This is a genomic window from Marinobacter nanhaiticus D15-8W (assembly GCF_036511935.1).
In the GTDB taxonomy this organism is placed as follows: domain Bacteria; phylum Pseudomonadota; class Gammaproteobacteria; order Pseudomonadales; family Oleiphilaceae; genus Marinobacter_A; species Marinobacter_A nanhaiticus.
This window is the reverse complement of sequence record NZ_AP028878.1, coordinates 3144803-3171457: the sequence shown is the minus strand read 5'-3', so window position 1 is coordinate 3171457 and position 26655 is coordinate 3144803. Positions and strand designations below refer to the sequence as shown.

The following is a 26655-nucleotide window of genomic DNA, read 5'->3' as shown; positions in this document are numbered from 1 at the left end:
CCGCTTACTGGAGATGGGACAGCAGGTAATCTACCAGCAGCGGTACCGGACGACCGGTGGCGCCTTTGTCCTTTCCGGATACCCAGGCGGTACCGGCGATATCCAGGTGCGCCCAGCGATAGTCCTTGGTAAAGCGGGATAGGAAGCAGGCCGCAGTGATCGAACCTGCCGGACGGCCACCGATGTTCTGCATATCCGCAAAGTTGCTGTCCAACTGGGCCTGGTACTCATCCCATATCGGTAGCCGCCAGGTGCGGTCACAAGCCCGGTTACCCGATTTTGCTATGCGCTCGGCCACGCCGTCATCATTACTGAATACACCGGTCGCTTCCTTACCCAGGGCAATGATGATCGCACCGGTGAGCGTCGCGATATCGAGCACGGTCTCCGGATCGTACTTGCCCGCGTAGGTGAGGGCGTCGCACAGGACCAGACGGCCTTCGGCATCGGTGTTGAGGATCTCGATAGTCTGGCCGGACATGGAGGTGACGATGTCGCCGGGACGCGTCGCGCCACCACTGGGCATGTTCTCGGCGGCAGCAACGATACCGATTACGTTCATCGCGGGCTTGATCTCAGCCAGGGCGCGCATGGTGCCGAACACGCTGGCGGCGCCGCACATGTCGTACTTCATCTCGTCCATGCCTTCACCGGGCTTCAGGCTGATGCCGCCGGTGTCGAAGGTAATACCTTTACCGACCAGTACGTGGGGCTTCTCCTTCGCCTTACCACCCCGATATTCCATGACGATCAGCTTGGCGGGCTGGTCGCTGCCGGCAGAGACCGAAAGCAGGCTGTTCATGCCCAGCTTCTTCATCTGCTTCTCATCGAGGACTTCGGTCTTGATAACGTCGAATTCCTTGGAGAGGCTCTTTGCCTGCTCGGCCAGGAAAGTCGGATGACACACATTGGGCGGCGTATTACCCAGGTCCCGGGTCAGGCTCATGCCGTGGCCAATGGCTTCACCCGTCGCCAGTGCTGCTTTAAGCGACTTGCTGCTGGCGGAGGCGGCAAGGGTAATGCGAGCCAGCGCAGGTTTGGGTGCCTTGGTGCTCTTGAAACCGGTGAACCGATACTGCTGTTCCTCGGCGACGCGCGAAATCAGGGCGATTTTCCAGGCTTCGTCCTGATCCTTCACGTCGTTGTCTGCCAGGGCAATCACCGCGTGCTTGGTCGGGCCGTCCTGCAGGCGACCGAGTGCTGCGTTCACGACCTTGCGATAACCTGCCGGCGTCTGCGGCGACTCGCTGCCGGATCCGACCAGCAACAGGCGAGCCCAGGGTTGGCCACTGAGCGGCAGCAGCAAGGAACTGCCCGCCTTGCCAGAAATATCCCCATTCTTCTGCAAATCCTTGATCATACCGTTAAGGGCAGCGTCGGCGGCAGCGGTCGAGGCCGGCCAGTCGCCTTTCTCGGGAACCGAGACAACGAGGCAGTCAGCTTTGATGTCGGCCAGGGATTTACTGTTCAGGGTGTATTTCATGGCAGCTCCATTGATTGATTCGTGATGGGCCGGCGCGAAAGCCGTTTGCGCCGGCTAGAAGAGAGGTCTTGTTCGGAAACCTCTGATCAAGTCTATGGGCGATTCTGGGTGTATCGAACGATTCGATCAAGTGTACGCGATGGCCTGGGGCGATGCACTGCCGGCCTACCTGCGCACGCTGTGATGACCGTCCTGTCATAGCCTGTCAATCAGCGGCAAGGTTATCTAGAATAGCGCGGGTTCGTCAGAGGCTCTACGCGTCGCTTTCCGGGACGCCGTCCATCCGTTTTTCTTGGGTAGGGATATTTTGCGCATTATCTTCCGCTATCTGACCCGCCAGGTCATTGTCAGCATGCTGGCCGTCACCGGTGTGCTGTTGCTCGTTTTCATGAGCGGCCGCTTTATCAAGTACCTCGCGGATGCGGCACAAGGCAAGCTGGCCGGCGACGTGCTATTCATGATCATGGCATACCGCTTTCCGGGTTTCCTCGAATTGATCCTGCCGCTGGGCCTGTTCATCGGCATTCTCCTGGCCTATGGCCGCATGTACCTGGAAAGCGAAATGACGGTGTTGTTCGCCTGTGGGGTCAGTGACCGGCAGGTGCTGACGCAGACGATGGTGTCCAGTCTGGTCGTCATGCTGATCGTCGGTGCCATGAGTCTCTGGATCACGCCCTGGGGCATGCAGAAGGTTGAGGACATCATCAACGAGCAGCGTCAGGCAACGGAGTTCGAGATGCTCTCGCCCGGACGCTTCCAGAGTCTGTCGTCCGGTAGCCGGGTGACCTACACCGAGGCGCTCAGTGAAGACAAGCAGCAGTTGATTGGCGTATTCATCGCGGAGTTTGGTGAGGATGGTTCAGGCCTCAGTTTGACCACCGCCGAGTCTGGTTCTCAGTTTGTGGATGAGGACACCGGTAGCCGGTTCCTGGTGCTGGAAAACGGTCAGCGCTTCCAGGGGGCGCCAGGCCGACTCGACTACACCGTAACCACCTTTGATGCCTATGGGCTGAAGATTCTCGGGCCCGAGTCGGTCCGGGAGAAGAGTGACGAGGAAGCGATCCCCACGCTGGAACTGATGCGCTCCGACGACCCTGAATTACGGGCGCTATTCCACTGGCGGGTGTCGTTGCCGCTGATCGTCCCGATCGTAACGTTGCTTGCGGTCAGGCTCAGCCGGGTCAATCCGCGACAGGGTCGCTTCTTTCACTTGCTGCCCGCGATGATGATCTACATCGTTTACCTGGGGTTGTTGATCGTTGCCAGGGACGCCCTGGCCAAGGGCGATGTGCCTGAATGGCTGGGGCTCGCCTGGGTGCACGTGCTGTTCCTGGCCATTGGGTTGTGGCTGCAGTACGGGTCTGACTGGCGGCGTCGGCGCAAGCTCGAGAAGGAGGGCGCCGCTCATGCGTAAGCTGGATCGCTACATCATCAAGACGGTCGGCGGCGCCATGATTCTGGTGATGCTGGTGGTGCTATCGCTGGACGTCATCTTTGCCTTCATCGCCGAGCTGGAAGACACAGAGAACGACTACCAGGTCCTGCAAGCACTGGGTTATGTATTGATGACCCTGCCGCGCCGGATCTACGACTACTTGCCGCTAGGCGCCTTCATGGGGTGCCTGATCGGGCTGGGCGCGCTGGCCAGCTCATCGGAACTTGTGGTGATTCGCGCCGCTGGCGTGTCCATACGCCGAATCGTCTGGTCGGCCATGAAGCCCACGCTGGTGGTGGTGATCATCGGTCTCCTGCTGGGCGAGTTCGTGGCACCGCACTTCGAACGGATTGCCCAGAGCCAGAAGGCGATTGCGACCGGAGCGGGCAGTAATGTGGCGTCTTCGGATGGCCTGTGGCACCGCGAACGCGATACCTTCATGCATATGAATGCCGTACAGCCTGATGGTGTGATCTACGGTTTGTCGCTGTTCGAGTTCGATGAGGAGCGCTGGCTCGTCGCAGCGACCTTCGCCGAAAAAGGCACCTACCACGGCGACTACTGGCTACTTGAGAATACCGTCACCACGAGGATCTCGAAAGACAGCACATCGCATCACGAGGCGCCCCAGTTGCGCTGGGAAACGGAACTGTCTCCCAGTGTTCTGAGTGTATTGATCGTCAAACCGGAGAACCTGTCGATCAGCGGTCTCTACACATACGCCCGCTATCTGGACGAACAGGGGCTCAGCTCAAATAGCTACTGGCTGGCATTCTGGAAGAAGGTTCTGGGCCCCGTCGCCATCGCCGTGCTAGTGCTGGTGGCCATCTCGTTCGTCTTCGGCCCGCTGCGCTCGGTCACCATGGGGTTCCGGGTGTTCACCGGGATTATCGTGGGGCTGATTTTCAAGTATATGCAGGACTTGCTTGGCCCCATGAGTCTGGTGTTTGGCTTCAATCCGATCCTCGCAATCGTGGCGCCGATTATTCTGAGTGCGATTGTGGGCGCGGTCCTTATGAGGCGTGCGGGTTAATTTTTATTTCTTCATTTCCTTCGGCACCCGCACCACTTTGCTATCCGAAAAACGATCCGTCCAACTCTTGCTCTCGCTATCCCAGAGCATCCACAGATACCCTAATCCACAGGCGAACCAGCTAACCCAGCCCATCAGGAAACGGAGCAGGGCCTGTGGCCAGCGGATTGAGGTGCCGTCCGGATTTTCGATGCGTACGCGCCAGACCTGCATGCCCAGGGTCTGGCCGGTGCGGGTCCAGAAGTAGCCGAAGAACAGGAAAAGCACGACGAACAGGAATGAGGTGAGCAGGGGATCGCTGTTGATCTGGCCGGATTCCGCCATCTGTTTGTAATCCTCGAAACCCACGACCCAGGCAGCCAGCATGGTGTAGCCCCACGTCGCCACGATAAGCACCGCGATACAGATCAAACCGTCGTACAGCATCGCCAGCAAACGTTTTAGCAGGCTGGCAGGGGGCAGGAGTTCTTCTTCCGGGTGAAAGCGGCGGGGCATAGGGGCTCCGGTTGGCGATGACTTCTATGGATACATCCTTCGCAGTCCGGAAGAGGGTATGCAACCGGGTGCTCTCGAGGGCGGCCAGTATACCGAATCGGTCCTAAAGTTTGACCTCTTCCGGCCGCTAAAGAGCCATAGCCAAGATTCCCAGTCCGGCTTTGAATCATTGATCGCGAGGGCAAGCGCCATGGTTTCTTCCATTAATAGTCCGGGATCTGATTACGCCACACGTCAGGGCGTGGACCGCCAGGGAGCGGGTAGCGCCAATCGTAATGCAGTGCCTGAACGCGTCCAGGGATCCGAGTCACCTTCGATCCGTACGCCTGAAGACGCGATCAATGTGCTGCGTGCACGACTGGATCAGCGTCTGGGGCAGGCATTGGGGGAATCCTCCGGTGCTGCGCGGGCGCCCCGTGGCGATTTCAAACCACCCAGCGCGGCGGATGTGGCCAGTCGGGTGCTGGGGTTTGTCCAGAGTCGGTTGCAGCAGGAAGCGGACGCCGGTGCCGACGCAGAGCGCCTGTCGAATCTTCTGGAGCAGGCTCGGGCCGGCATCGAACAGGGTTTTTCGGAAGCCCGCGAGCAGATCGAAGCGCTGGGTATGATGAACAAGGCCCTTTCTGCCGATATCGACGATAGCTTCAATCGTATTCAGCAGGGGCTGGAAGACCTTGATAACCGCTTTCTGGGCGAAGTCCCGGGTGGCGGACGGGTCGAGTCAGCATCGGCCACGCGCATTGAAGCCTCTTCACGTGAGCAGTTGGCCTTCGAAGTTCGTACCCGCGATGGGGACGTGGTGACGGTGCGTATGGATGAACTGCGTTACGCCGGCGCAAGCTCTGCATCGGTTAGCAATCAGCGGGGCTCGGCCAGTGAATCGTCCGCAGTGAGCCTTTTTGCCGGTCGTTATGAATTTTCGGTCGAGGGTGACCTGGATGCGGGGGAGCGCGAGGCGCTGACCGCGCTTTTTGAAGATGTGCAGAAGGTGGCCGGCCAATTCTTTGAGGGCGATGTCCAGGCGGCTTTCCAGTCGGCGCAGAAGCTTAATATGAGCGGTGATGAACTGGCGAGTTTCAGTCTCAACCTTTCATCAGTGCGTTCGGTGAGCGCCTCGACTTACGAGTCGATTTCCGAGCGACCGTCTACATCCACGCAGCTGAGACCGCTGGCCGGGGTGGCCAGGGACATCCAGAGCCTGGCGCAGGATGCTTTCGACAAGGGGCTGAATAGCGAAGCATTGAATAGTCTTATGGAAGAGATGATGTCTGATGCGCAGGCCCGTGCATCGAAAAACCTTGAAACCGGTAATCAAGACCTCATGGATAGCTTCTGGAAGGCGATTATTGGTTCGCTCAATCAGGCTGAAGGTGATACAAGCGAGAATTAATCTTGTTTGGCTTGCCAGTTAACCTCGAATCACTGTCTACGCCGCCTTCTGGGCGGCGTTTCTCGTTTTTAACCCCTACGGCCTGTGCTAGAGTAGCGCCCTTATGCATGGTATTTACGCCAGACTGAACGCTGACTAAAAACATCCAGGACGTACTCAGAGACGTGTCTATTTTGAAGGATGTGTTTAAGGGAAGGCGGTCAGTCTTGGCCTGTTGAATCGAATTTCTGACGAGGCGATCGGGACACGGCTATGAAAACCGCAGTATTGCGCCAGACTTTCCTGGAATATTTCCAGCAGCGGGGGCATGAGATTGTTCCCAGCAGCTCACTGGTTCCCCATGACGACCCGACCCTGCTGTTCACCAATGCGGGTATGAACCAGTTCAAGGATGTATTCCTGGGCCGTGAAGATCGGGGCTACAGCCGTGCCACCAGTTCCCAGCGTTGTGTGCGTGCCGGCGGCAAGCACAACGACCTGGAGAACGTCGGTTATACCGCGCGTCACCACACCTTTTTCGAGATGCTGGGTAACTTCAGCTTCGGCGACTACTTCAAGCAGGAAGCGATCGAATACGCCTGGACCTTCCTTACCGGGGCAGATTGGCTGAACCTACCCAAGGAAAAGTTGCTGGTTACCGTCTATGCCTCTGATGAAGAGGCCTACCAGATCTGGAACGAGCAGATGGGTGTGCCGGCGGATCGTATTGTCCGCATCGGCGACAACAAGGGCGCGCCCTACGCCTCCGATAACTTCTGGCAGATGGGCGATACTGGCCCCTGCGGCCCGTGTACCGAGATTTTCTACGATCATGGCCCAGAAATTCCCGGTGGCCCTCCCGGTACGCCGGAAGAGGATGGTGACCGGTTCATCGAGATCTGGAACGTGGTCTTCATGCAGTTCAACCGCACGGCTGACGGTGATATGCAGCCACTGCCCAAGCCTTCCGTTGACACCGGCATGGGCCTGGAACGTATCGCCGCTGTCCTGCAGGGTGTACACAGCAACTATGAAATCGATCTGTTCCAGGATCTGCTGAAAGCAGCATCGGACATCCTGGGTGGTGTGGACACCGAAGAAGCTTCACTACGGGTGGTTGCCGACCATATCCGCTCCTGCGCCTTCCTTATTGCCGATGGCGTAATGCCATCTAACGAAGGGCGTGGATTCGTCCTCCGCCGGATCATTCGTCGCGCTGCCCGGCACGGCAACAAGCTGGGTGCCCGCGAGCCCTTCTTCTACAAGCTGACCGGTGCGCTGGCCGATCTCATGGGTGAGGCCTATCCCGAGCTGGTCCGAACCCGTCCCCAGATTGAGAAGGTGCTGCTGCAGGAAGAAGAGCAATTCGCCCGTACCCTGGACAAGGGTTTGCGACTACTCGAACAGGATATCGCTGACCTGAAAGGAAGTGAGATTCCTGGCGAGACTATCTTCACGCTGTACGACACCTATGGTTTCCCGGTGGACCTGACTAACGATATCGCCCGCGAGCGGGGTCTCAGCCTCGATTACGCGGGTTATGAAAAGGCCATGGAGGCCCAGCGTGAGCGAGCCCGTGCGGCGTCCAAGTTTGGTATCGACTACAACGTTGCTGCCGGCATCGAGGGGAGCACCGAATTTACCGGTTACGAGCAGGTCGATGGTCACGAGACGATCCGTACCGTGTTGGTCGATGGCGAAGCGAAGAACGCCCAGGCCGGCGACGAAGCGGTCGTGGTGCTCGAGCGCACGCCGTTCTACGCGGAATCCGGTGGTCAGGTTGGCGATACCGGGCTGCTGACCTGGAGCGGCGGTCGCTTCCAGGTAACGGATACTCGCAAGGAAGGCGGCAACCACCTCCACATCGGTACGGTGATCGAAGGTGAGTTGTTCCCGGGACTCGAGGTCGACGCGCGCATCGATCATGCCCGTCGCCAGGCCATTGCCCTGAACCACTCCGCCACGCATCTCCTGCATGCGGCCCTGCGTAATATCCTCGGGGACCATGTGACCCAGAAAGGTTCGTTGGTCGAAGCAGAGCGTCTGCGTTTCGACTTCTCGCACTTCGAACCGGTGACGCCGGAGCAGCTCAAAGCGATCGAAGCTCAGGTCAACGACCAGATTCTAGCCAATGAAGCCGTTGGTATCGAAGTTACCGATATGGAGCAAGCCAAGGCCAAGGGGGCTGTGGCTCTGTTCGGCGAGAAGTACGGCGACGAAGTGCGCGTATTGAGCATAGGCCGGGACAACTTCTCCGTCGAACTCTGTGGTGGTACTCACGTCGCCCGCACCGGAGACATTGGTGCTTTCCGGATCACATCCGAGAGTGGAATCTCCTCCGGCGTGCGCCGGATAGAGGCGGTTACGGGCAAGGGTGCACTAGCCTGGATGGACGAAACCGAGGCCCGACTGCGTAAGGTCGCCGGCCTGGTCCGCGGTAGTCGCGACAGCGTTATCGAAAAGGTCGAATCCACACTGGAGCGCAATCGTCAGTTGGAGAAGGAGCTTGAGCAGCTCAAGGCCAAACTTGCGAGTTCCGCAGGGTCTGATCTGGCCGGATCAGCTGTCGACGTCAACGGCCTGAAAGTCGTGGCGTCAGAGCTGGAAGGGGCGGACCGCAAGGCGCTTATGGATACCGCCGACCAGCTGAAGAACAAGCTGGGCTCCGCCGTGGTTGTGCTCGCGAGCACGGAAGACGGCAAGGTAACGCTGGTTGCCGGCGTGACCAAGGACGCCACCAGTCGCGTACGCGCCGGTGATTTGATGAAGAAGCTGGCGGAAGCCGTAGACGGCAAAGGCGGCGGTCGCCCGGACATGGCTCAGGGAGGAGGATCCAATCCTGCCAAACTGCCTGATGCCTTGCAGCAGGTTGCCACCTGGGTCAACGAGGCCACGAGCTGAAACAGTATTCAGCACATTGAACTGCCTTTATAATCCCGTCGCTGTGCCCTAAGGTGGCTGGCGACGAGATTGAATGGCGGTGTGCTGGCCCCGTCGATGCACGGGCAGGACACGAGACTGACAGGCGGAAATTAAGGAAGACGATGGCACTTCTGGTCCAGAAATACGGCGGCACCTCGGTGGGCACTATCGAGCGCATCGAAGCAGTCGCAGAGCGGGTGGGGCGTTCCCGCGATCAGGGACACGACGTGGTTGTGGTCGTCTCGGCCATGAGCGGTGAGACCAACCGTCTGATCGGTCTGGCGAGTCAGATCATGGAAGAGCCGACCCCGCGTGAAATGGATGTTCTGTTGTCCACCGGCGAGCAGGTTACGATTGCGCTGCTTTCCATGGCGCTACAAAAGCGAGGACTCGAAGCGCGCTCCTATACCGGCTCGCAGGTGCGTATCCTGACAGACAACGCGCACACCAAGGCGCGTATCCAGAGTATCGACGAAGCCAACATGCGTGGCGATCTGGAAAAAGGTCGAGTGGTCGTGGTGGCTGGTTTCCAGGGCGTTGACGAGCTGGGTAACATCACGACCCTGGGTCGCGGGGGGTCCGACACGACCGCTGTGGCGCTTGCTGCAGCGCTGAAAGCGGACGAGTGTCAGATCTATACTGATGTGGATGGTGTCTACACGACCGATCCGCGTGTCGTGGACAGTGCGCGCCGCCTCAAGCGCATCACGTTTGAGGAAATGATTGAAATGGCGAGTCTGGGCTCCAAAGTGCTCCAGATCCGTTCGGTGGAATTTGCAGGCAAGTACAATGTGCCACTTCGGGTGCTCTCCAGCTTCGGCGAAGGTGAGGGTACCCTGATTACGCTTGATGACGAGGGTGACATGGAACAACCGGTGGTTTCCGGCATTGCGTTTAACCGGGATGAGGCAAAGCTGACGATTTCAGGCGTACCTGATACACCGGGTTGTGCCCTTCGTATATTGAAGCCGGTAAGCGATGCCAATGTCGAAGTCGACATGATTGTCCAGAACGTCGGCGTCGATAACCGTACGGATTTTACCTTCACGGTACATCGTAATGATTATAAGCGTGCACGAGCCATCCTTGAGCAGGTAGCCTCTGATCTGTCAGCCCGGGAAGTCAGCGGCGACAGCCGCATCGCAAAGGTCAGTATCGTCGGTGTGGGTATGCGGTCGCACGCGGGTGTAGCAACACGGATGTTCGAGTCCCTGTCCAACGAGGGTATCAATATCCAGATGATTTCCACCTCCGAGATCAAGATCTCAGTGGTGATCGATGAGAAGTATCTTGAGCTGGCTGTTCGTGCGTTGCATAGCGCCTTCGAACTTCACCAGCAGGATGATGGCGAGGCTTGATTGGCGGACTGATGGTTACTCCGTCCAGGTCTCGGCAAAGAAGGGAACGATTCGGTTTGCTGGCCCTCTTAGTGATTGTCCCTACGGATAATTCCGGGTTACGGAGGCTGCGTCGTCCCGTTATAAAGCAGGTAGTTTAATTTTAATCGTCGGAACAGGTAGCTCTGGACAAAAGGAGTAAAGGACATGTTGATTTTGACCCGCCGCGTTGGCGAGACCCTGATGGTTGGTGACGAAGTCACCGTCACGGTACTGGGGGTAAAGGGTAACCAGGTGCGCATTGGCGTCAACGCCCCCAAGGAAGTTGCCGTACACCGTGAGGAAATCTACCAGCGCATCCAGCGTGAGAAGACGGATCCGGACGCAGAACCAGAGCCGGGCAATATGTAAAAAGCCAGAAAAACCCGCCGCAGAACTGCTGGCGGGTTTTTTGTATCCAGACAACGCATCCATCACGTAAGAGATTGAAATCGATAATGGAAAAAAGCGTTGTCAACCCTATGAAAACAGAAAAATTGTGGTACTATACGCCGCGTTCTCAAGGAGAGGTGGGTGAGTGGCTGAAACCAGTTCCCTGCTAAGGAACCATACGCATTGCGCGTATCGAGGGTTCGAATCCCTCCCTCTCCGCCATTTTTCTCTCGGAGAGAAATAGAGGGCATCTGCTCTAGCAAGGCAGAAATAAGCTTTATTGGAAGTGCGGCTGTAGCTCACTGGAGCACCGGCCCACTGGATAAAGTACCTGGCTACGAACCAGGCGGTCAGAGGTTTGACTGAAAAGTTTTTTGCGCGGCTGTAGCTCAGCTGGATAGAGTACCTGGCTACGAACCAGGCGGTCGGAGGTTCGAATCCTCCCAGCCGCGCCACTATTCAAGATCAATGTCTCGTGTGTCCAAAGTTATTGGCGTCGAGAAGTTGATGGGATTCGAACCGAAAGAGGTTCGACCGAAGCATGCAGCGCATGCTGAGGAGCGCCGACGCGACGCGGCGGCGACCCCGAAGGGGCGAGGGTCACAGGCCCGAGTAATCCTCCCCTGGCAGTAACTGCCAAACTGGATGGCCGGGCCTTTCGAGGGTTCGACCAGAAAAAGTTTCAAGCGGCTGTAGCTCACCGGAGCGCCGGCCGGCTGGATAAAGTACCTGGCTACGAACCAGGCGGTCGGAAAATCGACCGATTTTGTTGTTACGCGGCTGTAGCTCAGCTGGATAGAGTACCTGGCTACGAACCAGGCGGTCGGAGGTTCGAATCCTCCCAGCCGCGCCATATCAAACAAAGAACCCCGCTCTGAGCGGGGTTTTTTGTTTGCATAGCGTAGAGTTCCGACGGGATTCGAGCCGAAAGAGGTTCGACCGGAGCGCGCAAAGCGCGCGGAGGAACGTCGGAGCCTGCGACGACGGCCCGGAGGGCTGGGCCGAAGGCCCATAGTCATCCTCCCAGCCGCGCCATATCAAACAAAGAACCCCGCTCTGAGCGGGGTTTTTTGTGTCTCCCTATTTACATCTCATGCGAATGCCCATGAGTCTCCATCAGCTGACCCCGAATCGCCCCCTTCTCAAAGTCCGGATTATGCACATTGATGTAGAACTCCTCCGGGTTCTGCAGTATGCGCTGTACGATGCCTGATTCGCCGGTCGGGAACTTGCCCTTTTCGCCTTCGGTCAGGCAGTCCCCGGCATTGCCGTCCTCCGGTCCGGCCAGATTGGCAACGACATCGCCATTTTCACCTTGTCTGGCCTCGTGGATATGGGCTGCCATGCCTTCTTTTACCGGCACCATTTCAATTTCGCTGACGACGATAACGTAGCAAAGCGTTGTCGGATCGCCGTCGACACCGAATACATAGCCTGTGCCGGTGCCATCCCTGTCTCCCTCCGAGCCCACCATCGCTGAGCCTTCAAGATTAGCCTTGAGAACCGGGTTTGTATGTCCGGCAAGGCACGTGGTCGCGGTGAGAAGCGAGCCGCATATGAGGCCGGCGAGGGTGAGTGCTCTTTTATGGGTTGGGTTGTCCATGAATCCTCCAATTAGCGTTGCTGTGCATCTTGTTGGCAGAGTCGCTGCCCTCTTCGAGAACGTTTGGGGATTCGGTATGGATGCACTGTGCAATTTTTTGGTTTGTGACGATTGGCGTGCTCGAGTGGAGTAAGGTAGCTTTGAGGCTGTCTCCAACCCACTCGCTGCAATAACCCATTGGAGAAACTCTTGCCGGAAACCACAGACTTTAAGCGGATAGTGCTCGCAGACTGGGTCAATCTGGCGCGCTTCAACACCCTTGGTGGCTTCAAGGTGGCTTACTGGACGGCGGGGAAGGGTGAACCGCTGGTATTGATCCACGGTTTTCCAGCATCATCGTGGGATTGGTCAAAGCTCTGGTGGCCCCTGGCGCAATCCTATCGGCTGATTGCGATGGATCTTCTCGGTTTCGGCTTGTCTGACAAGCCCTGGCCCCATCGCTACACCATCGGCGAGCAGGCGGAGCTGATACTGGCGCTGCTGGAGGCCCAGGGTATCGACCGCTTTCATGTCCTGGCCCATGACTACGGCGACACGGTGACGCAGGAGCTGCTCGCGCGCGACTTGCAGGGCGGTGAGCGGCGCATACGATCCGTCGCGTTACTCAATGGTGGATTGTTTCCCGAAGCACATAAGCCACTCTTCGTGCAAAAGCTGATGGCCAGCCCCCTGGGGCCCGTTACCAGTCGTTTAATGAGTCGGAGCGCTTTCGGCCGAAATATGACGCGTATTTTCGGGGTTGATAATCCGCCCGACGGTATCGAGCTGGATGGCTTCTGGCATCTGATCGAGCGTGGGCAGGGTGTGCGCGTCATGCCAGGCCTGATCCGCTACATGGCCGAGCGGGAGCAAAACCGGTCGCGTTGGGTGGGGGGCCTAGAGGGCGCGATTTGCCCTTTGCGGTTCATCGATGGCGTCGATGACCCGATTTCCGGTGAGGAGATGGCGAAGCGTTACGAGGCGGTGGTGCCCAATCCCGATGTCCTCCGTATCCCCGGTTGTGGCCATTATCCCCAGCTTGAGAAGCCGGCAGAGGTCTTTGCTGCTTATCAGTCTTTTCGTAAGTCTCAGTAAGCAACCAAAAACAATTACTTATGTGGGGTTTTAAGGGCCGGCGCGTAGCTGTGGCTCTGGCCCATTCTGACGGTTTTTACGGATTGCTTTGGTTGCTCACTAGTGTCGAAAACGGTAAATTACGCAGGATTTTGCCATCCGATTTTAAAAGGCCGCGCCTGGAACCCGCGCTGCAGGAGGCTTCCTGCGTTAGGGACCGCTATGGCGAGGCGGGCAGGATCGGGTAAATCCGCATAAAAAGGTATAACACCATGGACGATTTGATGACCAAGGCCTTCGAGCTGATGGTCGCAGGCATGGGATTCGTCTTTGTTTTCCTGATAATCCTCGTGTTTGCAACCATCTCGATGTCCAAGGTTGTGGCCAAGTTTACGCCACCGGAGCCGGCTACCCCGGCACGTACTCCGCGCGCCAAGCCTTCAGCGCCTGCGTCGGTTGATCCCGACACAGCCGAGGCCATCAAGCAGGCGGTCGCGAAGTTCAGGTCACGCCACAAGAAGTGACCCCAGAATACTATTAGAACCTTTAAACAGAAGGCTGACACGATGACAGATTCAAAGAAACCATTGGGGATTACAGACGTCATCCTGCGTGACGCGCATCAATCCCTTTTGGCCACCCGGATGCGGCTGGACGACATGCTGCCGATTGCCGAGAAGCTCGACAAGGTCGGTTTCTGGTCGCTCGAATCCTGGGGCGGAGCGACGTTTGACTCCTGTATCCGCTACCTGGGCGAAGACCCCTGGGAGCGTATACGCGAATTGAAAAAGGCCATGCCCAACACCCAGCAGCAGATGTTGCTGCGAGGCCAGAACCTGCTGGGGTACCGCCATTATGCGGATGATGTGGTTGACCGTTTCTGTGAGCGCGCCGCCGAGAATGGCGTCGACGTATTCCGTATCTTCGATGCGATGAACGACCCCCGTAACCTGGATCGCGCGATCAAGGCCGTTCGCAAGACTGGCAAGCACGCTCAGGGCACCATTGCCTACACTACAAGTCCGGTGCATACCATCGACATGTGGGTCGAGCTGGCGAAAGAAGTCGCCGCCATGGGCGCTGACTCCATCGCGATCAAAGACATGGCGGGTATTCTTAAACCGTACGTTGCCTATGATCTGGTCAGCCGTCTGAAGAAAGAGCTCGATATCCCGATTCACATGCAGTGCCACGCGACCACCGGCATGTCTACCGCTACTGCCATCAAGGCCGCGGAAGCCGGTATCGATAACGTGGATACCGCCATTTCCTCCATGAGTATGACCTATGGTCATTCGCCCACAGAGGCTGTCGTTGCGATCCTCAAGGGTACGGACCGAGATACCGGTCTGGATCTGAACTTGCTCGAAGAGATCGCCAGCTACTTCCGTGAGGTCCGCAAGAAGTACGCGAAGTTCGAGGGCAGTCTCCGGGGTACCGATTCCCGCATCCTGATTGCCCAGGTACCGGGCGGCATGTTGACCAACATGGAAAACCAGCTGCGTGAGCAGAATGCGAGCGATAAGTTCGACCAGGTACTGGATGAGATCCCCAAGGTTCGTGAAGACCTGGGCTTCATTCCGCTGGTCACCCCGACGTCCCAAATCGTGGGTACCCAAGCGGTACTGAACGTTCTGACTGGCGAGCGCTACAAGTCCATCTCCAAAGAAACCTCAGCCATCCTCAAAGGCGAGTACGGTGCGGCACCGGCGCCGATGAACAAAGAGCTACAGGAGCGTGTTCTGGATGGCAAAGAGCCCGTTACGTGTCGTCCGGCCGACCTGCTTGATCCGGAAATGGACAAACTGACCGAAGAGCTGAAGAAGCTTGCAGAAGAGAAGGGTATCAAACTGGCGGCAGACACTGTCGACGACGTCCTGACCTACGCGCTCTTCCCGCAGATCGGTCTCAAGTTCCTGGAAAACCGTGGTAACCCCGATGCGTTTGAGCCGGCACCGACTGCAGAAGACGCGAAAGCGGCAGCGGCACCAGCGAAATCCAGCGGCCCTGAAACCTACACCGTGACGGTCAGCGGCAAGGAATACGTTGTCGCCGTTTCCGAAGGTGGTGAAATTTCCCAGATCGAGGCGAAAGGTGGCGGCCAGCCTGCGGCTGCAGCTCCGACCCAGCCGGCGGCTCCTTCAGGTGGTGGCGAACCGGTGGTTGCACCGCTGGGGGGCAACATCTTCAAGGTACTGGTTTCACCTGGCCAGGCTGTGGAAGAGGGCGAGGTGATGATCATCCTGGAAGCGATGAAGATGGAAACAGAAATCCGCGCACCCCAGGCCGGTACCGTAGGTGAAGTCTTCATCAAGGTCGGTGACGCCGTCGCTGTCGGTGATGAAATGCTGACAATCGCATAAGGGCCAGCATTCCATGGATAAAATGATGACGCTATGGACAGGCAGTGGCCTGTTCAACATCGAGTTCGGCCAGGTGATTATGATCGCCGTGGGCCTTCTGCTGCTGTTCCTTGCCATTCGTAAGGGGTTCGAGCCGTTGCTGCTGGTCCCAATCGGGTTCGGTGGCATTCTGGCGAACATTCCGGAGGCAGGGCTTGCCCTGACTGCGGCTGAAAACGCAATCCATTTCGCGCTGAAGGACGGATCCACACAGATTTTGGCCGCCCTTGCTGCGCCGCTGGATGTAGCCTACCAAGCCGGGCAGGCGGTAACGCCCGAGCTGAAGGAGGCCTTCAAGGTAGCGGTTAAAGAGGCCAGCTACTCCGAAATGGCGATGGCGAACTCCATTGCTCAGGATTTCGGCTATGGCAATGGCATGCTGTATAACTTCTATTCCGTGGTTATCGGCAGCACCATCGGGCCCCTGGTCATCTTCATGGGTGTCGGCGCGATGACCGATTTCGGTCCGCTGTTGGCTAACCCGAAGACGATGTTACTGGGCGCTGCGGCGCAGTTCGGTATTTTCGGTACCGTTCTCGGTGCCGCGCTGCTGGACTGGACCGGCGTACTGCAGTTCAACATTCTGGAAGCGGCGGCGATCGGCATCATCGGTGGTGCAGATGGCCCGACCTCTATCTACGTCTCCAGTGTTCTGGCTCCGCATCTTCTGGGTGCGATTGCGGTGTCGGCCTACGCCTACATGGCCATGGTGCCGATGATCCAGCCGCCGATCATGAAGGCACTGACTTCCCAGAAGGAGCGCGCCATTAAGATGACCCAGCTGCGCCCGGTCAGCAAGCGAGAAAAGATCACCTTCCCGCTAGTGGTCCTGATTGCGGTGGTTCTGTTCCTGCCGGATGCAGCACCGCTGCTGGGTATGTTCTGTTTTGGTAATCTGATGCGTGAATGTGGTGTCGTTGAGCGGCTGAGTGACACCGCACAGAACGCACTGATTAACATCACGACCATATTCCTGGGTCTGTCCGTTGGCTCTAAGCTGATGGCGGATAAATTCCTGGACGCCCAGACCCTGGGTATTCTGGGCCTGGGTATTGTGGCTTTCGGGATCGGTACCGCCTGTGGCGTCCTGATGGCGAAGCTCATGAACAAATTGAGCAAGGAGCAGATCAATCCGCTGATCGGCTCAGCTGGGGTGTCGGCAGTCCCGATGGCGGCCCGCGTATCCAACAAGGTCGGTCTGGAAGCCAATCCCCAGAACTTCCTGTTGATGCACGCCATGGGCCCGAACGTGGCTGGCGTCATTGGCTCTGCAGTTGCAGCCGGTGTCATGATCAAGCTGCTTGGCTGATCAGTCTCAGCGAGAAACGAAGCCCCGCAATTGCGGGGCTTTTTTATGGTTCATCGCATTCTAGCGGGAATCCGCGTAACGGAAAGCATTCCGGGAATGGGCTGCCCGTCGGGCCGCTCCGAAGCTGAAGGGGGTGTTGTAAAAGTAGCCGTATCTCAAAAATATTGGCATAAACTCCCTCTCCCCTCGCGGGAGAGGGCCGGGGAGAGGGGGTAGCGCCGTCAGGCGCTCATCGTTGCCAGAGCCGACTTCTGGCGAGGCTTTGCCTCGTCCCCTCTCTCCAAACCTCCGCTCCGCGCCCCAGCCCGTCGCCAGAGGCTCTGGGCGTTCCGGCGGGCGAAGCGCTGCTTCGCTACTTCCGCCTACACCCCGCGAGGGGAGAGAGGCTTAAAGCCGCAAGTTTTTGCAGCGCCCTCTAAAGCGTCGGCTACATTTCCAAGATAACTCGAGTATGTAGCAGATGCTTTAGCTTCTGAGGCGCCGAAGGTGCCCATGGTCTTACGACTCGTGGAGGACTCTTGGCCCTGTCACGCTAATCGGCGATGAACCTTTTTTATGCCCGAACTATTGCCTCCTAAAAGTTGCAAGTGAGCTTCAAGCGAGAGCGGGTTGGCCAAAGGACCAGCAATCCATGGCAAGTGCGCCATACTCGATGCTTTGGTGCAGCCGTTGGGCTTTTCCCGGTGCGGCCGCGGCAATTAGGAGCGGCAGAAAGTGCTCCGGGCTTGGATGGTGATTTCGGGCATAGGGGAGTGCTCGCCAATTAATGATTCGCTCGCGCTCAGCACCTTCGAGAATCTCCTTCAAACCATCGACAAAAGGGGCCACATCCGGATGTGAAGGCGCATTCCAGTTAGGTGATAGGGCGCGCAAGTTGTGCGTCAGGCTACCGGTACCGATGAGCAGGTAGCCCTCACGTTCGAAGTCAGACAACGCCTTGCCCAGCGCCCAGAGCGCTCGTTCGTCGTAATCTACAGGGAGCGATACGGGAACTATCGGAATGGCAGCATTCGAGTCCAGTAGAGCCAGCGGTACCCATGCGCCATGATCAAGACCGCGGCCCGAAGTTAGCGTTGCCTGAAAACCTCGTGCCGCCAGGTGTGCCTGAATCTTCTCGGCCAACGCCGGATCTCCGTTAACTGGCCACTTGAATTCGTAGAGTTCCTTCGGGAATCCGCGAAAATCGTAGATCAGGTCGTGTTGCGCTGTGTGGTCGACCTGTAATTGGTCACTTTCCCAGTGGGCAGAGATGACGATGATGGCCTTTGGGCGGGGGAGCTCCCCGCCCAGTTGTTTCAGGAACCGGTGTGCCGGCGTCTCGTTGAGCAGAAGCGTCGGCGCACCATGCGAGATAAACAGGCTCATGATAAGGCAGGGCTCCGGTTTGCATGGATCAGGCCCAGTTTACTGGATCTACGCAGCGCCAGCGCACCGTCGCCGAGTAGCGCTTGCGCCAGGGTGGCTACCGTCAGGAACAGCGGGTACTCCCATCCGCCGCCTGCATTGGTGAACAGCCAGCCATTAGCTGCGTGTGCCCAGGTGGCGCCAGCCATAACTGGAACGGCGAGCAGGGCCGCCCAGCGGCTTTCTATCCCCAACACGAGTGCGATACCGGTCGTCGCTTCAACCAGAAAGACGGCATAGGCGGTGATCCCGGGAAGTCCGATGCTTTCGAAGAATGCGGCCGTTCCGGGCAGCGTGAAGATCACCAATTTAAGCCAGAGACTGTGGGCGATCAGGATAAGGCCCAGACTGATCCGTAGTGTAGTGATGCCATAGCTTTCTAGGGTTTGCTCATTCATTTCCGTATCCTCGATAAAGCGGTTCAGGTTCGGCGTTGCCGCCATTGATGGAGCTACTTTAGAATTGCGAATGAGCAAATAGAATGGTGAATATCGCATTCATGATTTGCAATAACGCAAAAAAATAGGTGCGGTCGTTAGTTGAGGTCTAGTGCTATGGATTGGGGACTTTTACCGGATTTCCTGATGATCGTCCGGGCCCATTCGTTGACGGGTGCGGCGGACCGACTTGGCGTCAATCACAGTACGATCTATCGGCGCTTGAATCAGTTGGAGGCGCAGCTTAACTGCCGCTTATTCGAACGTCTGAACACCGGCTACCGCCTGACCCCAGAGGGTGAGGCACTGCTATCCCATGCGGAAGCCATGGAAGCCGAAGCCTTCCACGCGGAGCGGCTGCTTGGTGGTGCGGACGTGACCTTACAGGGCGAGGTGCGGCTGACAGCGCCGGAAAATCTGGTTTATGACTTTCTGCCGGATTATCTCGAGCGATTTCAACAGCAATACCCGGACATCCGGGTAAGTGTGCTAGTGACCAATACCGACCTCGATCTCAATCGACGCGAAGCGGACCTGGCCCTGCGAGCTACACCGAGTCCGCCGGATTATCTGGTTGGTCGCAAGCTGACCGATATTGGCTGGGCGGTGTTCGGAGCGCCAAAGCTTATCGAAGTGAAGGGGGAGCCAGTGGATCTCAAGGCTGCTTGCGATTACCCGTGGGTTGGGCCGGAAGCCGCCTTGATGCACATACCGGGCTATCGCTGGGTTGTCAGTCAGGTGCCGGAGAAACTGATCGTCATACGCGGTAGTACGCTGAATGCCATTGCCCGCTTTGCCCAGGCGGGGCTGGGGCTGGCGGCGTTGCCAATGGATCAGGTCAGACAGGAACTGAAGCCGGTGCTGGCATTATCCACTACACCCCTGAGTGGCCTCTGGCTTTTGACCCACGCCGACCTGCGCAACGTAGCCCGCATCCGGGTGCTGATGGATTTCCTGGCAGACGCGTTTCGTGAGGATCCGCGCTGGCCTTCGTTTCGGGGTTTTAGTTCGACCTGAGGCTCGCGCTGTTCAGCGAAAATCCCTTGAGCGAACCTTTAGTGTACCCAGCAGGTGGCTGAGGTCGGTCAACTTACCGGCTATCACGTGAACGATGTCGCCTTCTCTTTCCAGAATACCCTTCACATGCAGCAGCCGTGACTTGATCAGCGGCTGGCGCTGTTGTCGGGCGGTATTGAGCCAGACCACCACGTTAGTGTTACCGGTTTCGTCTTCCAGGGTGATGAAAGTGACGCCTTTGCTGGAACCAGGGCGTTGACGGCCGGTTACCAGGCCCGCCACGTGTACTGGGCGCCCGTTGGGATAGGTTTTCAGGCTTTCGGCAGTATGGCAGTGCCGCAGGTGGCCTTGCTCTCGAAGCAGTATGAGAGGATGGCGCTGCAGTGTCAGACCCTGACTGGCATAGTCCTCCAATATGTCCTCACCCTCTGAAGGAAGGGGCATGCGAATGGCTTCGTTGTTTCTCCCGGATGTCACGGTATAGGTTTGCCGGCTTTCCTGCACGATCTGTGGGCTCCCCTGCACGAATAGGGGGGCAGGCGCATCGTATTCGAGAATGTCCCAACGAGCCTGGTGCCGGTTGTCGCTGAAAGTGCGTAAGGCTCCAGCGCTGGCCAGGCACTCCAGATCCTGGTTGTCGATACCAGTAAGGTGTCGGATCTGATCTATGGAGGCGTATCCCTGTTCGGGGCGTGAAGCGACGAGCTTCTCTGCGCCAGTCCGACTTAATCCTTTCACCAGTCGAAGGCCTAGGCGCAGGTGCTCATGCTGGTTCTCCAGGGTATGGTCCCAATCGCTGTGGTTGACGTCGATGGGATGGACAACGACATTATGGCGGCGAGCATCCTGTACCAGCTGCGAGGGGGAATAGAATCCCATGGGTTGGCTGTTGAGGAGGGCGCAGTAGAAAACGGGAGGGTAGTGGCATTTGATCCAGGCGGAAACGTACACCAGCAGTGCAAAGCTGGCTGAATGGGATTCAGGGAAGCCGTAGCCGCCGAAGCCGCAGAATTGCTTATAAAGCTTTTCCGCGAAATCCTGGCTATAGCCTTTGGCCCGCATCCCGTTGATAAGTTTGTCCCGGAAGGGCGTCAGGTCACCATCCGATTTCCAGGCAGCCATGGCCCGGCGTAGGTTATCCGCTTCGCTGCCACTGAAGCCAGCAGCCACCATGGCAAGCTTGATGGCTTGCTCCTGAAAGATAGGCACGCCAAAAGTCCGCTCCAATACCTCGCGGATATCGTCATTGGGGTAGTCCACGGGTTCCAGCTTGTGCCGACGTTTCAGGTAGGGGTGGACCATATCGCCCTGGATGGGGCCGGGCCGGACAATGGCTACCTGGATGACCAGGTCATAGTATTCGCGCGGTCGCAAACGCGGCAGCATATTGATTTGGGCTCGGGATTCCACCTGGAAAACACCAATGCTGTCGCCGGTACAAAGCATGTCATAGACGCGCTCGTCTTCCGGAGTGACATCTGTCATTCCAAAGGGTCGGTTTTCCTTCTTGCCGATCAAATCGAAGGCTTTACGAATGGCGGAAAGCATACCCAGCGCAAGTACATCGACCTTCATCAGATCCAGACTTTCCAGGTCGTCCTTGTCCCATTGGATGACCGTGCGATCCACCATGCTGGCATTTTCGGTGGGCACCAATTCCGCCAAAGGCCCTTCGCTGATAACAAACCCGCCGACGTGCTGCGAGAGATGGCGAGGAAAGCCCAGCAGGCTATTAACCAGTGCCATGAACTGCTCTACGGCCTTGGCTGTTTTCGCGATGCCTTTGGCCAGTAATTGCTCGCGCCAATCCTGACCTTTGTCGCGCCAGTTTACGCTGCCAATCATTTGCTCGAGCAGATGCAGGTCGAATCCCAATGCTTTGCCCACATCCCGGATGGCACTCCTTTGACGATAGCGAATGACGGTGGCTGCCAAGGCGGCTCGCTCCCGACCGTAACGCCGATAAATATACTGGATAACCTCCTCTCGGCGTTCGTGCTCGAAATCCACGTCAATATCCGGTGGCTCATCCCGATCTTCTGAAATAAATCGCTCGAAAAGTACTTTGATCTTGTCCGGTGCAACCTCGGTAATACCCAGGCAATAGCACACCACTGAGTTGGCTGCGGAGCCGCGGCCCTGGCAAAGAATGCCCTGTGCGCGTGCAAACTGGACAATATCATGAATCGTCAGGAAAAAGGGTTCATATTCTTTATCGGCAATGAGCTTCAGTTCTTTTTCAACGAGTGCACGAATAGGCAGGGAGAGGCCTCTGGGGAAGCGTCTCTGAATACCTTCTTCCGTAAGCTGGCGTAAATAGCTTGCGGGCGTGTGCCCCCGAGGGATCACTTCCGGCGGGTATTTATACTTGAGTTCGCCGGGACTGAAGGTGCATCGGTCAGCAATAACCAGGCTCTGTTCCAACCATTCTTCGGGAAACAGCCTTTCCAATGTTTTGATCGGGCGCAGGTAACGCTCGCCGTTGGCAAACAGGTGGTGACCGGCTTCGGCCACCGTGCAGCCGTGGCGGATGGCGGTCAGCACGTCCTGCAGGGGTTGCCGGCCGCGCTGGTGCATGTGCACATGGCCGGTGGCAACGATAGGCAGGCTTAGTTGGCGCCCGAGCAGCCGCCAGTTGGCCATGTTCTCCTCATCCTGGTCGGTCAGGCTGCGCTCAGCCATGATCCAGAGTCGACCGGGGAACAGCGACCTGAGCCACTGCCCCCGTTCTGTTTCTTCGTTGGACAGGGTGGGCGCCGCGCCCCAGAGCACCAGGCATTCATCCAGCGTGTGGGTGTCCAGGTCTTCGCCAAAGAGGGCATAGCTCCCTTTTTCCGCCCGGCGGCGTGCGGTGGTGATCAACTGACAGAGTTGGCCATAGCCTTTTCGGGTTTGGGCCAGTAGGACCAGTACGATGTCCGGATCTTGTAGGTAAAACTCGCTGCCAGTAATCAGTTTGACCTTCTCGTTTGCCTTGAGTGCAGCGTAGGCCCGGGGCATGCCGGCGACCGAACATTCGTCGGTGATCGCCAGTGCCGTGTAGCCCTGCTTCTCGGCTTCCTCCGCCAGTTCGTGGGGGTGGGACGCGCCGCGCAGGAAGGTGAAGTTGCTCAGGCAGTGGAGCTCAGCGTAGGCCATAAGGTTTCACGCAAACCAGCCATGGATATACCAGCCACCGGTGACGTCCCGGAACAGCCAGCTCGTTTGCCCGCTATGCAGGCGGGCGATGTAGTAGTCCCGCTGGATTCTTTCGCCGTCCCACCAACCGGCGCTGATGCGCTCCGGTCCGGTGAGCCATTCCTTAGGCATCTCAATCAGCGGTTGCGGCTTCCCCAGCAGCCAGAGTGGCCGGCGGGGCAGGGTGACTTCCGTACCCGCAGCCTTGCTCTGCACGGGGGCGGCGAGCCAGGCCTGCTCGGGGCGGTGATCGGCGTTCAGGCTCAGGGTATTCAGGGCCTCGTCTCCCAGACGGGCCTGCAAGCGACTGAGCAGGTGCTGCCGGGCTTCGTCCCGGGAGGCGGCGGATTCGCCGAACAGGTCATCGCCAATCGGTGCATCCCGGCGCATGAAGCGTCTGACCTTGATTGAAAGACCAACAGCTGGTGATCCCAGCTCGTGGCGTTCCAGTCTCAACCGCACCAGTGCAACGAAGGCGGAGGCGCGGTGCTCGGGCGCGGTTGAGCGAATCTGCAGTGGCGTCACTGGCTGGTGTCGATGGCGGATCTCAAGCTGGAGGGTGTCGGTATCCTGCTGACGCCAGCGCAATTCCTCTTCTAGCTCCTGCAGTGCACGTTGCAGGGGGAAGAGCAGGCCACTGCTGTGCTCGACATCCTCGGCAAAATCCAGGCGACGATGGAAATAGGGCGGCGGCAGCCAGTCGGTTTGCGGATCGGCGGCGCTGCCTTCGATCTTTTGCAGGGCCAGGCTGGTTTCTGGTCCCAGGCGTCGCGCCAGTTCCCGATCCGGTAGACGCAATACCGGGCCCAGGGTATGCAGCCCCATGCGTTGCAGGCGCTCGATAGCCTGTTCATCCAGATCGCTTTCGGTGACTGGGAGTTTGTCCAGCGAGTGGCGCAGACGTTGTAGGTCTTCGCTGCACTGCCCCATTCGGCCTCGGGCCAGGATGCGGGCGGCCTGAGGGGTTGGCCCGCAGGCGAGCCAGGCGGTCAGGTGGCGTTGTTTCAGGTTGGTCTGAAGTTTCTCCCACAGAGCCGGGAGACTGCCGTGCAGGCGCCTCAGGCTGCCGGCTTCGGTAAGAATGCCGTCTGGTGGGTAGAGCGTAATGCGGGCCACGTCTCGGTAGAGCCACACTGCCTGCTGTTCCAGGACCCTTGCCTGTTCCTCCATGTCGGCCTCGATCAGATGCAACCCTTCAGCCAGGGCGGATGCCGTCTGGGCGGTCTGGCCGACGGCGACGCCCAGCTTCTCCGCCTCCGGATTGAGCTGGAGCACTCGTGGCGGTCGGCCGCTGATCAGGGCCATGGGGCGGGAGGTTGCCTCGCTCTGGCTGAAATGCTCCAGCAGCAGGTGAGGAAAGTGGAGGTAGAGCCATAGCATGAGCGTCGATCTCAGGTATTCGGCCGCGACCAGGGGCCCTGGATGATTTCGGCGGTCCGGCTGCGGGGCAGGTCCACCACCGGCGGGATCGACACCTTGAGGTCCGCCACGGGCCAGCCGCCACGACGCTTGATAATGTCGGTCTGCAGTGTCCAGCCGTCCTGCGGTGCCAGTTTCAGGCGCAGGGCTGCGGGGGAGTGCTCCTCGGCATGGCGGGCATCGCGGAACAGGATACACAGGTTGTCCCCGGCTTCGGCGGCCAACTGGATGCGGCGGATATCGCTGCGCTTGATGCTGTCGAGCCAGACCATGACCAGGCCGGTGGTGGATGAGCGCAGGCAGTTTTCCAGGGTCCAGAGCTGGTCTTCCCGGCTTTGGGTGCGAACCTGGACGACGTGGGCGATGTCCACCTTGGCCCGGGCCAGGGCCGGGGCGTAGGGGATATGGGGTGCATCGATCCAGAAAGCGGTCAGGCCTTCCCCGGTGAGCTTGCGCAAGACCGGCAGGATCAGTTGGAGTTCGCCGATACCGTAATGCGGTAGCAGGCATTCGATCATGGCGCCGCGAGGCCAGCCGGCGCCGGGCAGGTGCTCGTCCAGCGGACTGAATCCGGTGGCTTCGGCGTCGGCCCGGGTCTGGCGCTTTTGCTGACTGGCTTGCCAGACCTGGGCGTTGTCCAGCAGTTTGTCGATGATTTCACTCATACAGCTGTCTTGCTCAATACTGTTTATTTATACAGTATATTGTCAGGTGACTGCTTTGCAAAGCCCGGTTCGGGTCGCAAGTCCTGGCTGGGTCTCCCGGGCCTTGGCGCAACTGGTCCAGCCCGGAGTCGGGTCTTGACCGTATCCAGCGGTGAGCGCAGGCTGACGCATTACCCGTGGCTATTCGTTCGAAACGACTATCAGCTACAGAAGCGAGGAGGGTGTTATGACTGAGTTGAAATCGCAGTCCTGTGAGGCCTGCAAGGCCGATGCACCGCAGGTCACCGGTGACGAGTTGGCCAGTCTTCAGAAAGAGGTGCCTGAGTGGGCACTGGTCGAGAAGGGAGGCGAGCAGCAGATCGAGCGCACCTTCAAGTTCAAGAATTTCGCCGAGGCGCTGACCTTTACCAACAAGGTGGGGGATTTAGCGGAGGCGGAAGGGCATCATCCAGCCCTGCTCACCGAATACGGCAAGACGACCGTCAACTGGTGGACTCACAAGATTGGCGGCCTGCATCGCAACGATTTCATTATGGCTGCCCGCACGGACGAGCTATTCGGCGAATGATGGGAATCACCGAGTAAATACGGATGCTTCCTGCCGGGTTGGTGGCTTACGCCGGCCCGGCCAATCCGTTATCATGCACCGTTTTCCAGGGGCGCATGCCATCCAGATTGGCTCTCTTAGGCATCCCGGATTCAAATGGTTTCAAGTAAGGCATGGGGCTGTGGTAACGCATGGAACATACGTATCGTCTGGTGATTTCCTGTCCTGACCGGGTTGGCATTGTGGCCAAGGTCAGTAATTTCCTGACTACCTATAACGGCTGGATCACCGAAGCCAGTCACCACGCCGACAACCAGGCCGGCTGGTTCTTCATGCGCCATGAGATCAAGGCCAGCTCGATTCCTTTCGGTCTCGACCAGTTCCGCGCTGCTTTCGAGCCGATCGCCCGGGAATTCGACATGACCTGGCACGTGGCTGACTCCGCGGTACCCAAGAAAGTGGTGCTGATGTGCAGCAAGGAATCCCACTGCCTGGCTGACTTGCTGCACCGCTGGCACAGCAAGGAACTCAACGCCGAGATCGTGGCGGTGATTTCCAATCACGACGATCTGCGCCGCATGGTGGAGTGGCATGATATTCCCTATCACCATATACCGGTGACCAAAGACAACAAGGCTGAGGCTTTTGCCGAGATCGGTGAGCTGTTCAGTGGCTATGATGCCGATGTCATCGTGCTGGCCCGCTACATGCAGATCCTGCCGCCGGAACTGTGCGAGCAGTATTCCGGCAAGGTGATCAATATCCACCACAGCTTCCTGCCGTCCTTCGCCGGCGCCCGGCCTTACCATCAGGCCTACAACCGCGGCGTGAAACTGATCGGTGCTACCTGCCATTACGTTACCCAGGACCTGGATGAAGGTCCGATCATCGAGCAGGACGTTATCCGCGTAAATCACAGCGACGCCATCGAGGACATGGTGCGTCTGGGTAAGGATGTGGAGAAAAACGTCCTTGCCCGGGGCTTGCGGGCCCATATCGAAGACCGGGTCATCACCCACGAGAACAAGACCGTGGTCTTCAATTGATCGTCTTTTGGTCAACTGCCGCTTCCCTTAATTGGCCGTTGATCAGTCCCTGAATAGTGCTGACTTGATT

General features: G+C 58.2%; 21 protein-coding genes and 3 tRNA genes. 16 read left to right on the top strand and 8 right to left on the bottom strand.

The window, feature by feature from the left end:
* Positions 1-4 precede the first annotated feature (4 nt).
* Complete coding sequence (locus RE428_RS14085; protein WP_004582659.1) at positions 5-1483, bottom strand: leucyl aminopeptidase; 1479 nt, start codon at positions 1481-1483, stop codon at positions 5-7.
* A 307-nt stretch (positions 1484-1790) separates the two neighbouring features.
* Here RE428_RS14085 and lptF point away from each other — a divergent pair, with 307 nt between their 5' ends.
* Both lptF and lptG read left to right on the top strand, forming a co-directional pair.
* Entirely contained in the window at positions 1791-2897 is a 1107-nt protein-coding gene (gene lptF / locus RE428_RS14080) for an LPS export ABC transporter permease LptF (RefSeq protein ID WP_004582658.1), read from the top strand.
* Positions 2890-3951 carry an LPS export ABC transporter permease LptG gene (gene lptG / locus RE428_RS14075; protein WP_004582657.1) on the top strand — a complete coding sequence of 354 codons (1062 nt, stop codon included), beginning with the start codon at positions 2890-2892 and terminating at the stop codon, positions 3949-3951. Before lptF ends, lptG begins: the two co-directional genes overlap by 8 nt.
* Positions 3952-3954: 3 nt before the next feature.
* Here the strand turns inward: lptG and RE428_RS14070 are convergent, their stop codons facing one another.
* Positions 3955-4446, bottom strand: a complete 492-nt coding sequence (locus tag RE428_RS14070) for an RDD family protein (RefSeq protein WP_004582656.1) — start codon at positions 4444-4446, stop codon at positions 3955-3957.
* 190 nt (positions 4447-4636) lie between these two features.
* On the opposite strand from RE428_RS14070, the gene RE428_RS14065 reads away from it, so the two are divergent.
* The 7 genes from RE428_RS14065 (at position 4637) to RE428_RS14035 (ending at position 11359) form a co-directional block, all read left to right on the top strand.
* On the top strand, positions 4637-5836 hold the full coding sequence (locus RE428_RS14065) for a DUF5610 domain-containing protein (RefSeq protein WP_154660772.1): 1200 nt from the start codon (positions 4637-4639) through the stop codon (positions 5834-5836).
* Between the two features lie 252 nt (positions 5837-6088).
* On the top strand, positions 6089-8716 hold the full coding sequence (alaS, locus tag RE428_RS14060) for an alanine--tRNA ligase (protein ID WP_004582654.1): 2628 nt from the start codon (positions 6089-6091) through the stop codon (positions 8714-8716).
* 143 nt (positions 8717-8859) lie between these two features.
* The gene (locus RE428_RS14055; RefSeq protein WP_004582653.1) at positions 8860-10095 is read left to right on the top strand and encodes an aspartate kinase; all 1236 of its coding nucleotides are present in this window, start codon (positions 8860-8862) and stop codon (positions 10093-10095) included.
* A 186-nt stretch (positions 10096-10281) separates the two neighbouring features.
* A complete protein-coding gene (gene csrA / locus RE428_RS14050; RefSeq protein WP_004582652.1) occupies positions 10282-10485 on the top strand; it encodes a carbon storage regulator CsrA in 204 nt (67 codons plus the stop codon).
* A 152-nt stretch (positions 10486-10637) separates the two neighbouring features.
* Positions 10638-10728, top strand: a tRNA-Ser gene (locus RE428_RS14045).
* Positions 10729-10884: 156 nt separating this feature from the next.
* Positions 10885-10961: transfer RNA gene (locus RE428_RS14040), tRNA-Arg, on the top strand.
* 321 nt (positions 10962-11282) lie between these two features.
* Positions 11283-11359, top strand: a tRNA-Arg gene (locus RE428_RS14035).
* A gap of 231 nt (positions 11360-11590) precedes the next feature.
* Here RE428_RS14035 and RE428_RS14030 read toward each other — a convergent pair.
* Positions 11591-12109, bottom strand: coding sequence for a CHRD domain-containing protein (locus tag RE428_RS14030; RefSeq protein WP_040882715.1), 519 nt, complete (start codon positions 12107-12109; stop codon positions 11591-11593).
* A 189-nt stretch (positions 12110-12298) separates the two neighbouring features.
* Between RE428_RS14030 and RE428_RS14025 the strand changes: the two genes are divergently transcribed.
* The 4 genes from RE428_RS14025 to RE428_RS14010 all read left to right on the top strand — a co-directional run bounded on the left by RE428_RS14025 (position 12299) and on the right by RE428_RS14010 (position 16873).
* Positions 12299-13183 carry an alpha/beta fold hydrolase gene (locus tag RE428_RS14025; protein WP_205624623.1) on the top strand — a complete coding sequence of 295 codons (885 nt, stop codon included), beginning with the start codon at positions 12299-12301 and terminating at the stop codon, positions 13181-13183.
* A gap of 251 nt (positions 13184-13434) precedes the next feature.
* Positions 13435-13686: an OadG family protein gene (locus RE428_RS14020; RefSeq protein WP_004582649.1), complete on the top strand. Its 252-nt coding sequence runs from the start codon at positions 13435-13437 to the stop codon at positions 13684-13686.
* Between the two features lie 42 nt (positions 13687-13728).
* Positions 13729-15525 carry a sodium-extruding oxaloacetate decarboxylase subunit alpha gene (oadA, locus tag RE428_RS14015; RefSeq protein WP_004582648.1) on the top strand — a complete coding sequence of 599 codons (1797 nt, stop codon included), beginning with the start codon at positions 13729-13731 and terminating at the stop codon, positions 15523-15525.
* Between the two features lie 13 nt (positions 15526-15538).
* Entirely contained in the window at positions 15539-16873 is a 1335-nt protein-coding gene (locus tag RE428_RS14010) for a sodium ion-translocating decarboxylase subunit beta (protein ID WP_319802692.1), read from the top strand.
* 594 nt (positions 16874-17467) lie between these two features.
* Here RE428_RS14010 and RE428_RS14005 read toward each other — a convergent pair.
* Complete coding sequence (locus tag RE428_RS14005) at positions 17468-18238, bottom strand: DODA-type extradiol aromatic ring-opening family dioxygenase (protein ID WP_004582646.1); 771 nt, start codon at positions 18236-18238, stop codon at positions 17468-17470.
* Positions 18235-18675: a DoxX family protein gene (locus RE428_RS14000; RefSeq protein ID WP_051079872.1), complete on the bottom strand. Its 441-nt coding sequence runs from the start codon at positions 18673-18675 to the stop codon at positions 18235-18237. Before RE428_RS14000 ends, RE428_RS14005 begins: the two co-directional genes overlap by 4 nt.
* A gap of 156 nt (positions 18676-18831) precedes the next feature.
* Here RE428_RS14000 and RE428_RS13995 point away from each other — a divergent pair, with 156 nt between their 5' ends.
* Entirely contained in the window at positions 18832-19731 is a 900-nt protein-coding gene (locus RE428_RS13995; protein WP_004582644.1) for a LysR family transcriptional regulator, read from the top strand.
* A gap of 12 nt (positions 19732-19743) precedes the next feature.
* Here the strand turns inward: RE428_RS13995 and RE428_RS13990 are convergent, their stop codons facing one another.
* From RE428_RS13990 to imuA, 3 genes are read right to left on the bottom strand one after another with little or no spacing between them, the layout of a single operon-like run.
* Entirely contained in the window at positions 19744-22869 is a 3126-nt protein-coding gene (locus RE428_RS13990; protein ID WP_004582643.1) for an error-prone DNA polymerase, read from the bottom strand.
* 6 nt (positions 22870-22875) lie between these two features.
* On the bottom strand, positions 22876-24288 hold the full coding sequence (locus tag RE428_RS13985; protein ID WP_004582642.1) for a Y-family DNA polymerase: 1413 nt from the start codon (positions 24286-24288) through the stop codon (positions 22876-22878).
* Between the two features lie 11 nt (positions 24289-24299).
* Positions 24300-24992: a translesion DNA synthesis-associated protein ImuA gene (gene imuA / locus RE428_RS13980; protein WP_004582641.1), complete on the bottom strand. Its 693-nt coding sequence runs from the start codon at positions 24990-24992 to the stop codon at positions 24300-24302.
* Positions 24993-25218: 226 nt separating this feature from the next.
* Between imuA and RE428_RS13975 the strand changes: the two genes are divergently transcribed.
* Together RE428_RS13975 and purU are read left to right on the top strand one after the other, a co-directional pair.
* A complete protein-coding gene (locus RE428_RS13975) occupies positions 25219-25560 on the top strand; it encodes a 4a-hydroxytetrahydrobiopterin dehydratase (protein ID WP_004582640.1) in 342 nt (113 codons plus the stop codon).
* A gap of 170 nt (positions 25561-25730) precedes the next feature.
* A complete protein-coding gene (gene purU, locus RE428_RS13970) occupies positions 25731-26585 on the top strand; it encodes a formyltetrahydrofolate deformylase (protein WP_004582639.1) in 855 nt (284 codons plus the stop codon).
* The last annotated feature ends 70 nt before the right edge of the window (positions 26586-26655 follow it).